Here is a 14,703-nt window from a genome sequence, read left to right on the forward strand (position 1 = left end):
GGAGTCCCCTTGTTTAGAATCATTCTAAAGTTAAATTTTCGCTGCTACAAGGGGCTGACGCAGGATTAAGGCTTGGAACTGAACGAAACGGTTTATACGCTGCGTGTTTCACATGTCGGAGAATTCATGACCCCTAACGCCCCCCAGGTCCGCAAAGGCCGCAAGTTTGATCAGGTGCTTGAAGGCGCGCGAACTGTGTTCATGGCGGATGGATTCGAAGGGGCCAGCGTGGATGAAATTGCCCGGGTGGCCTCTGTCTCAAAGGCAACGCTCTACAGCTATTTCCCGGACAAGCGGTTGTTGTTTATGGAAGTTGCAAACGCTGAATGTGGCCGTCAGGCACAGGAAGCTATGGATTATATAGACATGGACGCCGCACCGCGCGAGGTGCTGACGCAAGCGGCACATCATTTCTTGCGGTTCATCACGTCGACCTTCGGATTGCAGATTTTTCGTATCTGCGTGGCCGAATCCGACCGGTTCCCGGAAATCGGCCAGAGTTTTTACAATTCCGGCCCTGCCATGATGCGTCAGGAGATGGCGGAGTATTTCAGAAGCGCCGAAGCGCGGGGCGTTTTGAAAATTGACGACTATGATCTTGCCGCTGATCAGTTCGGGGATTTATGCAAGACTGACATCTGGCCTAGGCTGATCTTTGGTGTCAGCAAATCAGTGACCGAGGCAGAGATCACCCGCGTGGTTGATGGTGCGGTTGATATGTTCATGGCCCGTTACGGGACCTGAAAGAAGGAAAGAACCAATGAAAAAAGTTACTTACGCAGGCCCTTTGATGGCACTTCTCTTGGCGGCAGGATGCACCGGGGCACCGATGTCGAAACCTGCCGGCACAACGCAACCGGCCAGCGGGCCGGACACCTGCAATGCGGCGGCCTATCAGCATCTGGTGGGGCAGGATGCGGTGGTTGACCTGTCCTTGCCAGATCCCAAACGGACCTATCGTCTGGGCGACCCGGTGACATTGGATTTCAACCCCGCACGGCTGAACATCAAACTGGATGACACTGACACTATCATTGCGATTGATTGCGGCTAAGGTCAGCAAGACGCGAAAAGAGAATTGTGAACCGGGACCGGGGAAAGCGACGCAGCAGTTTTGCGGTGCCGGTTTCTTCGTGTAGGATATCGTTGGAGTACATCGCCGCAGTCGAAAAGGGCAACTTGGATGACAAGTTTGATACTCAGTTCAACGAGCAGCAAAAGCTGGGATATTTCACCCGCTGGCAACCTGTCTGGCATCATTCTTGCCGGGCTGTTTATCTATTTGTTTTTCCGTCACTTCCTCTTTTCCCTTATGTTCATGGATATCATCCTCGGATGGCTGCGAAAGTTTAGCTGGTTCCCTACAGAGGGCAAACGAATGAAGACATTTGTCCATTGGATTGTCGCATTGGGATTGTTTGTTGGGTTTCTGGTTCTGGCAGGATCTGTAGGCTGGTTACAGTTCGTGCCCCAATAAACCCAACTTGGCATCCATGGCGGTTAATCCTTCGGACGGTTGTCGACGATCCGCACGGCCTTGCCTTCTGATCGGGCGACGCCGCCCGCATCGGCCACCTCGATTTTGACGCTGATCCCGACAGTTTGCTTGATCAGGGCCGATAAGGTCTTGACCGCTGCCTGACGGTCTTTGTCACTCATGTTGGCATCAGCACATTCGCAGAGCACCTGCATCTGGTCCATCCGGCCCGGGCGCGACAATTCGATCTGGAAATGCGGGGCAAGGCCCTTGGTCGCCATCAGAGCCTCTTCGATCTGGGTGGGAAAGACATTGACGCCGCGCAGGATGATCATGTCGTCGCTGCGCCCCGTCACCTTTTCCATCCGCCGCATGGAACGTGCGGTGCCGGGCAATAGCCGCGTCAGGTCGCGGGTTCGGTAGCGGATGATCGGAAAGGCCTCTTTCGTAAGCGAGGTAAAGACCAGCTCGCCCTGTTCGCCTTCGGCCACGGGTTCACCTGTTTCGGGGTTGATGATCTCGGGGAAAAAGTGATCTTCCCAGATGTGCAGCCCATCTTTGGTCTCGACACATTCCATAGAAACGCCCGGCCCCATGACTTCGGACAGCCCATAGATATCAACGGCATGCATGTCGAATGCCTGCTCAATCTCCTGACGCATGGCGTTGGTCCAGGGCTCCGCTCCGAAGATCCCCACCTCAAGCGAGCAGTCGCGCGGGTCCAGCCCTTGGGCGGCGAATTCATCCAAAATGGATAGGGAATAGGACGGCGTGACAGTGATGCCCTTGGGTTTGAAATCATCAATCAGCCGCACCTGGCGCGGGGTCATGCCGCCGGAAATGGGATAGGTCGACAGGCCAAGCGCGTCCGCCCCCAGATGGATGCCCAACCCACCAGTAAACAGACCATAGCCATAGGCGTTGTGCAGCATGTCGCCGGCTTTCAGACCGGCAGCCCGCAGGGAGCGTGCCACGACGGAGCCCCAGTTATCCAGATCGGTCTGGGTATAGCCCACGACGGTTGGCTGGCCGGTGGTGCCCGAAGAGGCATGGATGCGGGCGACCTGTTCGCGCGGCACGGCGAACATTTTGAACGGGTAGTTGTCGCGCAGATCGGTTTTGACGGTGAAAGGGAACTTTGCCAGATCGGACAGATCGTTCAGATCGTCGGGATGCACACCCGCATCATCAAAACTTTTCTTATAAAACGGCACATTGTCATAGGCGTGGCGCAGAGACCATTTCATGCGCTTCAGTTGCAGGGCTGCAATTTCGTCCCGGCTGGCGATTTCGATGGAATCCAACGTGTTGCGGGCGGGGGTCAGGTCTTTCATGCGGAGGGTCCTTCCTCGTCGAAGTGTTGGCCTTTTACTGTGCGTGACAGGCCGCGAAATAATGCAACGGTTCGTCCGTCCTCGCCGGTGACAGTGACGTCATAGATGCCAGAGCGCCCGCTGCGGGAGGTCTCGGTTGCGCTGGCCGTCAGCATCTCGCCGTCTTGGCCGGGGGCGACATAGGTGATTTGGTTTTGCTGGGCGACAACCAGTTGGTTGTAGCTGTTGCAGGCGAAGGCAAAGGCGCTGTCGGCCAGTGCAAAGATAAAGCCACCATGGCAGATGCGATGCCCGTTCAACATATCGTCGCGCACTTTCATCCGCAGCACCGCCTGTCCGGGTCCAACGGATGCGATTGTCATGCCCAGCCCAGCAGACGCGGAATCGGCGGCAAACATCAGGTCGGCACATTTGCGTGCGCGCTCTTGCGGGGTCATCTGCGGAGGCTTTCATGTTTCATAAAGCGGGACACTTGCATTTTCCTGTAACGCTTTCAACAAATTTGATTAAGGCTTACTCTTGATCTGTTTGGCAAAGGGCGCAACTGTGGAGATATGACAATGCATCTCCCGCCGAATGCCACGCCTTTTGAGCGCCCGCTGGAACAAGTGGCCTTTCACCGGACCGAACTGTCGGTGATCCTGTCGCTTTACGGTCGTATGGTTGCCGCCGGTGAATGGCGTGACTACGGCATTTCCCATCAGCGGGATGTGGCGGTGTTTTCAGTGTTTCGCCGCACCGCCGAGGTGCCGCTCTACCGTATCGAAAAACGTCCCAAACTGCGTAACAAACAGGGCATCTACGCGGTGATCGGGACCGGCGGGCAGGTGCTGAAACGCGGCAGCGAATTGCGTGCTGTGCTGCGTGTGTTGGAGCGCAAGCTGATCCGGGCGGTGGATTTGGATTAGGGTCCCGACCCTGTGCTGTGGGTTCCAAAACGCCAAAGACGGTGCCCGGCCGAGGGTGCGGACAGTATATAAGGCCAAAAAGAGGGGAAAGAGGGTTTAGAGCCTGCGATGTGCCGTGACAGGGCCGTCGCCCTGTGTTGCGATGCGGGCAATGGCGTTTGTGATTGGCTCATAGGTACAGGCCATTGCGCTGGCGTTGGCATGGATCAGGGTGTCGCTGTCAGTCACCAGCGCCACATGGCCTTTCCAGAACAGCAGGTCATTGCGTTGATAGGGGGCCGTGGCCTCCTGTCCGAGGGCCATCTGCATGTCGCTGTCACCGGGGCAAGGGATGGCGCAGGCCAGCAGCGCCGCCTGAACAAGGCCGGAGCAGTCGATGCCATCGCGGCTGTTACCGCCCCAGAGGTACGGCGTGCCAAGGTAGAGGGCGGCGATAGTGGCCGGGTCGTTCCGGAATTGATCTATCGGCATCAGGTGTTGGGCGGGGATAAAGCCAGCGGCGGTCTGCGCGAATTTCCCGTCCTGGCCGATGACGGTGACGCGGGCCCCATGGCTGAGGCGCATCTGGTCGGGGGATTTGAAATCGCCGCCTGTATAGGCATGGGTCGCGGAAGCGCTGACCTTATGGGTCGGGGCGGCAGCGGGGCCGTGGCTGTCTGCAGGGATATAGCCGCAATAGCCGTCTTTTTCCGATTGGACATAGGACCAGCCGGCGGAGGAGTTGAGTAGGCGCAGGGCATCGCCAAACAGCAACTGCCGGTCGCGTGGGTCGGAAGGGGAGCGACAAAGGTCCACCACCGGCAGGGTGATTTGCGCAGGCTGATCCGTTGTGATGATTGACGGATCGGGGGTCAGGCGCGGATCGCTCATGATTTCAGGAGCGCGGGCAGGGCTGCGAGCAGCGCACGGGTGGCCTGACCAGTGCCGCCTTTCGGACGGGCGGGAGCATCGGTGGGTTGCCAGCCGTAAATGTCAAAATGCGCATAAGGGCTTTCGGTCACAAAGCGGCGCAGGAACAGGGCGGCGGTGATGCACCCGGCAAATCCGCCTTTCGGCGCATTGTCCAGATCGGCAATACCCGGTTCGATCATCGCCTCGTAAGGGGTATGGAAAGGCATCCGCCAGACCGGGTCCTGAACCCGCGCAGCAGCCGTTTCCAGGGCTGTGACAAAGGCGGGGTTGTCACTGAAATAAGGGGCGAGGTCGGGGCCTACGGCCACACGGGCGGCCCCGGTGAGCGTGGCCATCGAGACGATCTGATCGGGATCGTCCTCATCCGCGAGGGCCAGTGCGTCGGCCAGCACCAGCCGCCCTTCGGCATCGGTATTGTTGATTTCCACCGTCAGGCCCTTGCGTGAAGTCAGGATGTCTCCGGGGCGGAAGGCATTGCCCGAAACTGCGTTTTCAACCGCCGGGATCAGGACGCGCAGTTGAACCGTGGCCCCGGTTGCCATGATCATATGGGCCAGCCCCAGAACGGCAGCGGCCCCGCCCATGTCCTTTTTCATCAATGCCATGGAGGCACCGGGTTTTAGGTTCAGCCCGCCGGTGTCGAAACAGACCCCTTTACCTACCAGCGTTAGCTTTGGACCCGCATCGCCCCAACGCAGATCGATCAGCCGCGGCGCGCGATCGGCAGCACGGCCCACGGTATGGATCAGTGGAAAATTCTGTGTCAGCAGGTCGTCGCCGGTGATGACAGTGATGTCGGCCCCATGTTGCGCTGCCAGATCACGGGCGGCCTGTTCCAGATCGGGCGGCCCCATATCGTTGGCAGGTGTATTGATCAGATCACGGGCCAGGGCTTCCCCATTGGCCTGTGCCTCGATCCGGGGGGCGTCGATGCCCTGCGGGGCAACCAGCCGTGCCAGCAGCGGGGATTGTTTGCGATAACGGTCGAACCTGTAGCTCGCGAGGAGCCAGCCCAGAGCTTCGGCAGAGAGGGCATCGGCGTCCAGATCGCTGACGAGGTGATAGTCGCCTTCGGGCAGTTTGGGGGCGGCAGCGGCCAGGTGAAACCGGCCACGCTGGCGCGTGGCAGCTGTGCCATAGCCCGCAACAGCCAGCGCGGGCGCACCATCCGGGTCGGCAAGACTGACGGTCTGCCCCAATGCACCGGTAAAACCCTGGGATGTCAGCGCGTTTCGGGTGGCATCGGGCTGTGTATCCAGCCAAGCCTCCAGCTGGTCCTCGGCGAGGATATGCAGGGGAATGGTGGCCGTACCGGAGGGGGCAAAAGAAAGTGGCATGTTGGACCTGTATCTGAAATCAGCTTCGCGTAACCTACGCTTTTTACAGGTCCCCGCAATGGGTCAGGGCGGGATCATCAGATGGTGATATCCTGAATGTCCCAAACCGCCGATAGCGATCCATCGCCAACCCGCATCAGCCGGGACAGGGTGGCGGCGACACCCACACCATTGCCCTGATCAATACAGTCGGTGACAGTGCCCGCGACATCACTGAGCGCCAGCATGCCGATTTGATCAGCGATGGCGATCAGCGAGCGGGTGTTCTTGCGCAATTCCTCCCAATGCCCCTCGCGGTAGAGTTTTTCGCAATGCGACATGCGCAGCGCCAGCTCTTCCAGCGCGCGGCAGACGACATCCTCGGCACCGGCAGCGCCCAGCTGGGAATAAAGCGCGCCCAGCCGATCCTGATCAACGCTTACATTTTCTGTCGGTCTAATTTGCAGAACCTGCATCTATACTCACCCCTAATTCAGCCCCCACGGCTGCTGGGGTTTTGCCCGCAAGTGATGATGAAATGGTTGAGGCGGCCACGTCTTTTCTCTCGAACTTTTAGAAAGTTTGGGATAACCAGTTGCGAACGAACACAAGGATGATGTGAATGCTGGATCGGGTTAAACCGTTACCTAACTATCTGGTGCAACGCTATCACGGTTGGAAAGCAACCGGATATGCCGATAACAAAACTTGGTATCGACGGCTTGCCAGTGATGGGCAGCACCCGCGTGCCATGGTGATTTCCTGCTGTGACAGCCGTGTTCATGTGACGTCAATTTTTGGCGCGGATCAGGGTGAGTTCTTTATTCACCGTAACATCGCGAATCTTGTGCCGCCTTATGAACCGGACGGTGATCACCACGGCACATCCGCAGCGGTGGAATATGCGGTGCGGGTGTTGAAGGTCAGCAACCTGATGATCCTGGGCCATTCCAACTGTGGCGGCATCAAGGGCTGTATCGACATGTGCAAGGGTCATGCGCCCGAGCTGGAGGCCAAGGATAGTTTTGTTGGCCGCTGGATGGACATTCTGCGCCCGCGCTTCGAGGTGGTTGCTGATATGCAAGACACCGAAGAACAAACCCGCGCGTTCGAGAAAGAGGCGGTGGTTACCTCTTTGGAAAATCTGATGACCTTCCCTTGGCTTGCGTCAAAGGTGGAAGAAGGCACGCTTAGCCTGCATGGGTTGTGGACAGATATCGGCGAGGGCGGATTGGAACATTACAACCCCGAAACGGGAAAGTTCCACGTCGTTTAAGGCGGGGTAACGATGGATCAATTGCTTTCATTGGCGGGACAGAATCTGATTTCGCCGATCATCCTGTGTTTCGTGCTGGGGGTTGCGGCGTCATTGGCGCGCTCTGATCTCAGCATCCCTGAAGCGGTGGCCAAGGGGCTGTCGATCTATCTGCTGTTTGCAATCGGTTTTAAAGGCGGCGTCAGCGTGGCGGCCCATGGCATTGACGCGACCCTTGGGTTGGCATTGCTGGCTGGTGTGGTCCTCTCGGCGCTGTTGCCATTGGTTGCTTTTGCGCTGCTGCGGGTGATGACACAGATGAGCCGACTGGATGCGGCCGCGGTCGCGGCCCACTACGGGTCGATTTCAATTGTGACCTTTGTGGCGGCGACCTCGGTTCTGGACAGCCGTGGCGTGGCCTATGAGGGCTATATGGTCGCGGTTGCTGCCGCGATGGAGGCCCCTGCCATCCTTTCAGCGCTGTGGCTGGTCGCAAAAGGTGGCGGTGATGGCACAAAAGGCATGGACAGCGCCCTGCTGCGCGAGATCATGTTGAACGGTTCCATCGTCTTGCTGGTGGGATCGTTTTTCATCGGCTGGGCCACGGGTGAAGACGGGCTGGCGGAAATCTCCAGTTTCATTGTGTCACCGTTTAAAGGTGTATTGTGTCTGTTCCTGCTGGACATGGGGTTGGTCGCAGGGCGGGGCCTGCGTGAAGGCGGCAAGATCTTGCGCCCTGCGGTGCTGGCCTTTGGCGTGCTGATGCCGTTGATTGGATCGGTCATCGGGCTGGGGTTTGCCCTGGCCTTGGGGCTGTCAAACGGCGGCATGGCCCTGATGATGGTGTTATCCGCCTCAGCCTCTTACATCGCGGTGCCTGCGGCCATGCGCGTGGCGCTGCCAGAGGCCAATCCCTCGCTGTATCTGACACTGTCGCTGGGCGTGACTTTCCCGTTTAACCTGACCCTTGGTATTCCGCTTTATGTGGCGGTGTCCCAAGCCATGACCGGAGGCTGAACCATGCAAACCCATCGTGCAAAACGGGTAGAGATTACCATTGAATCGGTGATGCAATCGCGGCTGACCGATGCGTTGAGCAAGGCGGGTGTGACCGGATATACCGTGTTGCCGGTGCTGGGCGGGTCAGGCCGGTCCGGGGCATGGAGCAGATCCGGCCAAGTCAGCCGGGCATCTGGTATGGTGCAGGTGGTTTGCATTATCCGGCCAGAGCGTCTGGATGACCTGCTGGAGGGAGCTTTCGCGGTGGTGGAGCGTCATATCGGTGTGGTTTCGGTCAGTGATTGCGACGTGCTGCGTGCAGAACGGTTTTAACGCGGCATTAACCGATTCGCTTTCAGTCTTTGACGATGAGACTGGAAACCGTAACCCTGAAACTGCCACCCAGACTGCTAAGTGAGGCAGGTGTTGTTGCCGCGGGGCAGGATGTGACCATCGGCCATCTGGTGCGGCAATTGCTGGCCCGTGAAGTTCAGCGCCGCCTTCATCCGAAGATGTCAAACCGGGCGGATGAAACGCTTGTCGTTGCTCTTCAAGCGCTCCTCGCCCGCGATATGGCTGAGGCAACGGGCTGGGATGACCTTGACCGACGGCTGGCCCGGCACGGGTACACGCTGCGTCCAGCGGGCGGTGGCATCGCGCTGCACAAACGATCCTGCGGCACCCGTGTGTGCAAAGGCTCCGAGCTGGGTTTTGCCTATCCCACATTGCTGCGCCGGTTTCGTATGACGATGCCGGATCATCCCCACGGTGATCTGGGCATGTGTTTTGCGGTGGACCCTGTGAAGGGCAAGGTGGCGGATTTTGCGTACAAAGAACGAGAGAAACACCATTTGGCGGTATTGTTTGAAGCGGCACCTGACTGGGCGTCGCTTACGGAAGTCTTGCGAAAACGGGGCTATACCCTGCGCCCGCAGGGTACGGGGCTGGCGATATATGGCGCGAAAGACGGGCGGCACCTCTGCAATACGGCAACGGTTGGGTTTCGATACCGCAAGCTGGTGAAACGGTTTGGCGCGGCGATGCCCGGTCATCGGCACGGCCAGAAGTGGCTTAAAAGGAACCCTGTGATCCAGAACGTGGATACGTCGGAGTGCGACGTGATCGATACCGAATGGCGTCCCTTGCCATCTGAAAAGTAAAACGCCCCCGCGCTGGGCAGGGGCGCCTGGTAAGGCATGATGTTGAAAGGGAAATTACCCTTTCTTGAGAACCTCACGGCCCAGCAATTCGGCGATCTGCACCGCGTTCAATGCCGCACCTTTGCGCAGGTTGTCGGACACGCACCACAGGTTCAGACCGTTGTCGATTGTGCTGTCCTGCCGGATGCGGCTGATGAAGGTCGCAAAATCACCGACGCATTCAACAGGCGTGACATAGCCGCCGTCCTCGCGTTTATCGATCACCATGATGCCGGGCGCTTCGCGCAGGATGTCGCGGGCCTCATCCTCGTCCAGATGATCCTCGAATTCGATGTTGATCGCTTCGGAGTGACCGACGAATACCGGCACGCGTACACAGGTCGCGGTGACCTTGATGTCCTTGTCGACGATCTTTTTCGTCTCGGCGACCATCTTCCACTCTTCTTTGGTGGATCCGTCTTCCATGAACACATCGATATGCGGAATCACGTTAAACGCGATCTGCTTGGTGAATTTTTTCGGCGGCACGTCCGATGTCGGGTTATAGATCGACTTGGTCTGATCCCAGAGTTCATCCGCACCTTCCTTGCCAGAACCGGACACCGATTGATAGGTGCTGACCACCACACGTTTGATCGTGGCGCGGTCGTGCAGGGGCTTCAGCGCCACAACCATCTGCGCGGTTGAACAGTTCGGATTCGCGATGATGTTCTTTTTGGCATAATCATGAACCGCTTGCGGGTTCACCTCAGGTACGATCAACGGCACGTCGGAATCATAGCGGTAAAGCGAGGAGTTATCGATCACCACGCAGCCCGCCTTGGCGGCACCGGGCGCATATTTCTTGGTCGCATCCGAGCCAACCGCGAACAGCGCAATATCCCATCCCGTGAAGTCGAAAGTGTCCAGGTCTTTGCACGTCAACGTCTTTTCGCCAAAGCTTACTTCCGTACCCAGGGAACGACGGCTGGCCAAGGCCACGATCTCGTCCACAGGGAACTGGCGTTCAGCCAGGATGTTCAGCATTTCGCGGCCCACATTGCCAGTGGCGCCCACGACGGCGACGCGATAACCCATCTTATTTCTCCGTTATATAAGGGGTGGTGCGGCGCACATACACCGCTTGCCGACCCGAGGAAAGACCCCTGCTTGGCAGGACTGGCTTGTGTAACGTGGCGCGTGTTATGCTTGTGACGATCAAGAAGGCAGGCCACATGACCCAAAGGGACCCATTTTACGATCAGTTGAGCCGTGTCAGGGAGTTTGACCAGCTGACGCAGACGGATCGGTTTATCCCTCTGCCAGAGGATTGGTTTGTTGGCGTGTCGGACATCGTCAATTCCACAGGATTGGTGCAGGCGGGCCAGTATAAGACCGTAAATATGGTGGGCGCGGCTGTCATTTCTGCGATGATGAATGCGTTGAAAGGGGCGGCATTTCCCTTTGTCTTCGGTGGGGATGGTGCCGGATTTGCGGTACCACCACAGGATGAAGCTGCCGCGCGCGAAGCGCTGGCGCGGGTCGCCGTCTGGGCGCAGGCCGAATTTGGCATCGAAATGCGCGTTGCCTTGGTGCCGGTCACGGATGTACGGGCTGCCGGGCAGGATGTGCGTGTGGCGCGGTTTCAGGTTTCTGACGGTGTTGATTATGCCATGTTCGATGGCGGGGGGGTGAACTGGGCGGAGGCGCAGATGAAGGCGGGGGCATATGCAATTCCCCCTGCGGCACAGGGCAGCCAGCCGGACCTGACCGGGCTGTCATGCCGCTGGTCGCCGATGCCGGCGCGCAATGGCACGATTCTCTCGATCCTTGTTTCACCGGTTGCAGGGGCCAGCGACGAAGTTGTCACACAGGTCTATGACCGCATTGTCACCCTTGCACAGGGGTTGGAACGGGGGGGACACCCGGCACCGGCCAAGGGACCGGGGACCGCCTGGCCGCCCGAGGGGGCGGCGCTTGAGGCGCATGCCACCCATGGCTCCGGGTCGTTGGGCAGTGCGCGGCGCAAGGTTTTGTTTGAGGCTTTTGTGGCTTGGCTGTTGATCCGCACGGGTATCAAACTGGGCGGTTTCGATGCCCGCCGCTATGCCCGTATGGTCGGAGAAAATGCGGATTTTCGCAAACGGGATGACGGTCTGAAAATGACGCTGGATTGTGATCCGGCCACCCAGACGCAGATTGAGGCGGTGTTAAGTGCGGCCAAGGCGCAGGGTCATATCGACTATGGCACCGCCACGCAGGACACGGCGATGATGACCTGTATCGTGCCCTCGATCATGACCGATGATCATGTGCATTTCATTGATGGTGGTGCGGGCGGCTATACGCTGGCCGCTGCCCGCATGAAGGGACGTTCAGTCTGAGTTGTCTTTACTGAACAGATAGACGGTAAAACCGATGGAAAGCGCAATCAGGAACATGGCGAAAACCGCGACATAGGGTGCGGCACTGGTATCCCCGGGCAGGGCTGCACGGTAGACACGGCCGGACAGGAATTGCGCGATTCCCACGCCGCCGATGCTGAACAGGTTCAGCAAGGTCACCCCGCGCCCGATCAGATGACTGGGCAAGAAACTGCGGCCATGAGCCATCAGCACAGGATAGCCCGCCCCGAAAAAGCCAATGGCGCACATCAAAAACACGCTGAAGGAAATGCTGCTGGCAGGCAGAGCGACCAGAGCGGCCCCCGCTGATATAGCCAGTGCGGTGCCCCCTGCGATCATCCATTTGCGCGAGGGGCTGATCTTGTCCACAAAGCCATAGGCCAGCGCGCCCAGCACCATCGCAATCCCCATCAAAAGGCTGGCCTGCCCGATGGTCGCAGTGTCGGTGCCGAACACATCCGCCAGATAGGGCCCGATCCACAGCCCGCGTACCGCACCGGGAAAGGCATAGCTGACCCCGATCAGCAGATAAATCGGCCAAAGCGCCCGGATGCGCAGCAGTTCGGACATGGATCCCTTGACCCCATCGGTGACACGTGGCGGATCCTTGACCCAGACCAAAGTGCCAAGGGCAACCAGACCGGACAGCCCCGCCAACCCCCAAAGTGTGTTGCGCCAGCCCAAAATTTCCGCAGCCAGGGCTGTTGGATAGGCCGCAACCAGGTTGCCCAGACTGCCCGCGCCAACCATGACAGAGGCGAGAATGGCAAAGGTTGCAGGCGGGTATTCCCGCGCAAATATATAGTAGGAGGCCATCAGCACTGGTGCGCAGCCCACCCCGATCAGGGCCATGGCGATGCTGATATGAACGGGCGAACTGGCAAGGGCAAAAACCGTTGCACCGCCCGCACCACCGACCAGCAGCAGCCAGCCCGCGGTGCGCCGTGGCCCGATGCTGTCCAGCGCGGCCCCGATGGGGATTTGGCAGGCGGCGAAGGTCAGGAACCACAGTCCCGACGCAAACGCCAGATCGTCCGGCAGAGCCCCCAGATCACGTTCCAGAATTTCGGAGAGTACCGCAAGAAAGGCGCGGAAAAATTGGCTCAGCACATAGGCCAACCCCAACAAAAAGATACCTGCGTTCATATTATGTAAGGTCTTTCCACTTTGCGCTCAGCGCCTGCGCGGTGCGTGTCAGCAGCAAAACATCCGCCCCCACAGCGACAAATTGTGCACCGGCGGCCAGCGCGGCCTCGGTCATCGGGTCATGGGTCGACAGGATACCGGGGGCCTTGCCCGCCGCACGGATACGCGCCAGCGCCTCCATGATTGTGGCCTGCACCTCGTCGTGCAACGCATTGCCCATATGCCCCATGTCGGCGGCCAGATCTGCAGGACCAATGAACACGCCGTCAATCCCGTCGATTGCAAGGATGTCATCAAGGGCTGCAAGCCCTTTCAGGTTTTCAACCTGCACCAGCAGACAAATCTGCGCATCCGCCGTGGTGCCATAGTCGGTGATTTGCGAAAACCGCGAGGCCCGGCCAAGCGCGTAGCCGACACCGCGATCGCCAAGCGGCGGATAGGTCACATCACGCACCAGCTGGCGCGCCTGATCCGCAGTTTCCACCATCGGAACCAGCACGGTTTGCGCCCCGGCGTCGAGCACCTGTTTCATCATATAGGTTTCACCAACCGGCAGGCGCACAACCGCATGGCTGTTCGAGGCTTCCAGCACCTGTAACTGTGCAAGAATGCTGCGCAGATCATTGGGCGCATGTTCGCCATCAATGACCAACCAATCGAATCCGGTGGTGCCCATCAGCTCTGCGCTGAAAGTATCGGCAAGGCCAAGCCAGCAGCCGAATTGTACCTTCCCTTCGGACAGGGCTTTCTTGAACGGGTTTTGCGGGGCTGGCATCTGACATGTCCTTGATCGGGGTTTGGCGCAGCCTAGACCCGGGCGGGGGAGAATGACCAGAGGCCCTGTGTCAAATCACCTTGATCACATCCTTGTCGATGGCCAGCATATATCCCCGCCGCGCGATGTTCTTGACCAACAGTTCGCTGACGATCTGGTTGCCCAGCGTGTCGCGCAACCGTTTGATGCGTGTCGCCCCCGCCGCTTCGTCACAGTCAGCGGCCAGACGACCCGAAATAACCCCTTCGATTTCAGAGCCGGACATCACATCATCATCCATCCGTGCTTCGGCCAGCACCGACATGGTTTCCATCGCGGCATCAGTCAGCTTGAAACCAAGGTTGTTCAGGTAGACGGTGTTTTCCTCGCGGCTGATCAACAGTGAATTCACCTGAATGCCGACCCGTTCAATCTGGGCCATACGGCGGTTGAAGGTGATCAACATGATCAGAAATACCAGCGCAGCGGCCAGCATTGCCGCAGCGAACACCAGCAGCACAAAGATCACCATGCGGTAACTGGCCAATGTGTCGGAAAACGCGGTGCCTGATTGCGCAAGGATCTCCAGCAGTTTGATTGTGGCACCGCTGGTCAAATCGTCGTTCTCGACAAAAATGCGTTCGACCTGCGCATTGAACAGGTTTGCGTCCGGTAAAGCCCAGAACAACACAATTGCCCCGACGATCAGCAGGGTGACAATTGCGGCAATGCCAAAGCCGACAAAGCGGCGCAGATCAGAAGCGGAGGTAGTTTTGTCCGGCACTGTCTTTCCTTTGATCAAGTCCGTCGTCGCCGAAAGTGGAGATGACATTGAGCAGCGTCCAGCCTTGGGCGGCAAGACGCGGGGTTAGTTCAGCGGCGGCTGAACCGACATCACAGGGCCCGTTGACCTGTGCGACACCGTAATGCAGGCGCAAGGGGTCATCCTGCTTGGCCTTGTAATCAGCATAGCAGCCTGCCGCATGGGCGGGCAGAGCACAGCCGATCAACAGCCCGAGGGCGAGGGGAAGAGAAAACTGTTTCATGCCCCCATCCTT

The 14,703-nt window shown here is 58.7% G+C and carries 19 protein-coding genes; 9 read left to right on the forward strand and 10 right to left on the reverse strand.

The genetic code is table 11. From position 1 onward, the window contains the following. Positions 1-126 precede the first annotated feature (126 nt). The 3 genes from QQL78_RS16945 to QQL78_RS16955 all read left to right on the forward strand — a co-directional run bounded on the left by QQL78_RS16945 (position 127) and on the right by QQL78_RS16955 (position 1,477). Positions 127-744 (forward strand): TetR/AcrR family transcriptional regulator, encoded by a 618-nt coding sequence (locus QQL78_RS16945; protein WP_284375631.1) that lies wholly within the window; start codon positions 127-129, stop codon positions 742-744. Positions 745-760: 16 nt separating this feature from the next. Continuing rightward, a complete protein-coding gene (locus tag QQL78_RS16950; RefSeq protein WP_284375096.1) occupies positions 761-1,054 on the forward strand; it encodes an I78 family peptidase inhibitor in 294 nt (97 codons plus the stop codon). A gap of 129 nt (positions 1,055-1,183) precedes the next feature. Further along, complete coding sequence (locus QQL78_RS16955; protein ID WP_284375098.1) at positions 1,184-1,477, forward strand: hypothetical protein; 294 nt, start codon at positions 1,184-1,186, stop codon at positions 1,475-1,477. A 23-nt stretch (positions 1,478-1,500) separates the two neighbouring features. Here QQL78_RS16955 and paaK read toward each other — a convergent pair whose 3' ends face one another. Both paaK and paaI read right to left on the reverse strand, forming a co-directional pair. Then, positions 1,501-2,811, reverse strand: coding sequence for a phenylacetate--CoA ligase PaaK (gene paaK, locus QQL78_RS16960; protein WP_284375100.1), 1,311 nt, complete (start codon positions 2,809-2,811; stop codon positions 1,501-1,503). Continuing rightward, a complete protein-coding gene (gene paaI, locus QQL78_RS16965; RefSeq protein ID WP_284375102.1) occupies positions 2,808-3,248 on the reverse strand; it encodes a hydroxyphenylacetyl-CoA thioesterase PaaI in 441 nt (146 codons plus the stop codon). The genes paaK and paaI overlap by 4 nt, the downstream gene beginning before the upstream one ends. 117 nt (positions 3,249-3,365) lie before the next feature. On the opposite strand from paaI, the gene QQL78_RS16970 reads away from it, so the two are divergent. After that, a complete protein-coding gene (locus tag QQL78_RS16970) occupies positions 3,366-3,719 on the forward strand; it encodes a DUF2794 domain-containing protein (RefSeq protein WP_284375105.1) in 354 nt (117 codons plus the stop codon). Positions 3,720-3,815: 96 nt separating this feature from the next. Here the strand turns inward: QQL78_RS16970 and QQL78_RS16975 are convergent, their stop codons facing one another. From QQL78_RS16975 to QQL78_RS16985, 3 genes are all read right to left on the reverse strand, one after another. Next, positions 3,816-4,589, reverse strand: coding sequence for a C40 family peptidase (locus tag QQL78_RS16975; protein WP_284375107.1), 774 nt, complete (start codon positions 4,587-4,589; stop codon positions 3,816-3,818). Then, positions 4,586-5,968, reverse strand: coding sequence for a leucyl aminopeptidase family protein (locus QQL78_RS16980; protein WP_284375109.1), 1,383 nt, complete (start codon positions 5,966-5,968; stop codon positions 4,586-4,588). The genes QQL78_RS16975 and QQL78_RS16980 overlap by 4 nt, the downstream gene beginning before the upstream one ends. 77 nt (positions 5,969-6,045) lie before the next feature. Beyond that, complete coding sequence (locus QQL78_RS16985; protein WP_284375111.1) at positions 6,046-6,423, reverse strand: hypothetical protein; 378 nt, start codon at positions 6,421-6,423, stop codon at positions 6,046-6,048. Between the two features lie 149 nt (positions 6,424-6,572). Between QQL78_RS16985 and QQL78_RS16990 the strand changes: the two genes are divergently transcribed. The 4 genes from QQL78_RS16990 to QQL78_RS17005 are packed head-to-tail and all read left to right on the forward strand — an operon-like array spanning position 6,573 to position 9,361. Continuing rightward, a complete protein-coding gene (locus QQL78_RS16990) occupies positions 6,573-7,223 on the forward strand; it encodes a carbonic anhydrase (RefSeq protein ID WP_284375632.1) in 651 nt (216 codons plus the stop codon). Between the two features lie 12 nt (positions 7,224-7,235). Continuing rightward, on the forward strand, positions 7,236-8,219 hold the full coding sequence (locus QQL78_RS16995) for a sodium-dependent bicarbonate transport family permease (protein WP_284375113.1): 984 nt from the start codon (positions 7,236-7,238) through the stop codon (positions 8,217-8,219). A 3-nt stretch (positions 8,220-8,222) separates the two neighbouring features. Next, positions 8,223-8,534 (forward strand): P-II family nitrogen regulator, encoded by a 312-nt coding sequence (locus QQL78_RS17000; RefSeq protein ID WP_284375114.1) that lies wholly within the window; start codon positions 8,223-8,225, stop codon positions 8,532-8,534. 35 nt (positions 8,535-8,569) lie between these two features. After that, positions 8,570-9,361, forward strand: a complete 792-nt coding sequence (locus QQL78_RS17005; protein WP_284375116.1) for a hypothetical protein — start codon at positions 8,570-8,572, stop codon at positions 9,359-9,361. 54 nt (positions 9,362-9,415) lie between these two features. On the opposite strand, the gene QQL78_RS17010 is transcribed toward QQL78_RS17005, so the two are convergent. Continuing rightward, positions 9,416-10,438 carry an aspartate-semialdehyde dehydrogenase gene (locus QQL78_RS17010; protein ID WP_284375118.1) on the reverse strand — a complete coding sequence of 341 codons (1,023 nt, stop codon included), beginning with the start codon at positions 10,436-10,438 and terminating at the stop codon, positions 9,416-9,418. Positions 10,439-10,575: 137 nt separating this feature from the next. On the opposite strand from QQL78_RS17010, the gene QQL78_RS17015 reads away from it, so the two are divergent. Beyond that, complete coding sequence (locus QQL78_RS17015) at positions 10,576-11,724, forward strand: DUF3095 domain-containing protein (protein ID WP_284375120.1); 1,149 nt, start codon at positions 10,576-10,578, stop codon at positions 11,722-11,724. Here QQL78_RS17015 and QQL78_RS17020 read toward each other — a convergent pair. The 4 genes from QQL78_RS17020 to QQL78_RS17035 all read right to left on the reverse strand — a co-directional run bounded on the left by QQL78_RS17020 (position 11,716) and on the right by QQL78_RS17035 (position 14,691). Further along, positions 11,716-12,891 (reverse strand): MFS transporter, encoded by a 1,176-nt coding sequence (locus QQL78_RS17020; protein WP_284375122.1) that lies wholly within the window; start codon positions 12,889-12,891, stop codon positions 11,716-11,718. The genes QQL78_RS17015 and QQL78_RS17020 overlap by 9 nt on opposite strands. A 1-nt stretch (position 12,892) precedes the next feature. Continuing rightward, positions 12,893-13,666 (reverse strand): HpcH/HpaI aldolase/citrate lyase family protein, encoded by a 774-nt coding sequence (locus QQL78_RS17025; RefSeq protein WP_284375124.1) that lies wholly within the window; start codon positions 13,664-13,666, stop codon positions 12,893-12,895. A 70-nt stretch (positions 13,667-13,736) separates the two neighbouring features. Next, complete coding sequence (locus QQL78_RS17030) at positions 13,737-14,429, reverse strand: winged helix-turn-helix domain-containing protein (protein ID WP_284375126.1); 693 nt, start codon at positions 14,427-14,429, stop codon at positions 13,737-13,739. Then, positions 14,401-14,691 (reverse strand): hypothetical protein, encoded by a 291-nt coding sequence (locus QQL78_RS17035; RefSeq protein WP_284375128.1) that lies wholly within the window; start codon positions 14,689-14,691, stop codon positions 14,401-14,403. Before QQL78_RS17035 ends, QQL78_RS17030 begins: the two co-directional genes overlap by 29 nt. Between the last annotated feature and the right edge of the window lie 12 nt (positions 14,692-14,703).

Source organism: Sulfitobacter pacificus (genome assembly GCF_030159975.1).
In the GTDB taxonomy this organism is placed as follows: domain Bacteria; phylum Pseudomonadota; class Alphaproteobacteria; order Rhodobacterales; family Rhodobacteraceae; genus Sulfitobacter; species Sulfitobacter pacificus.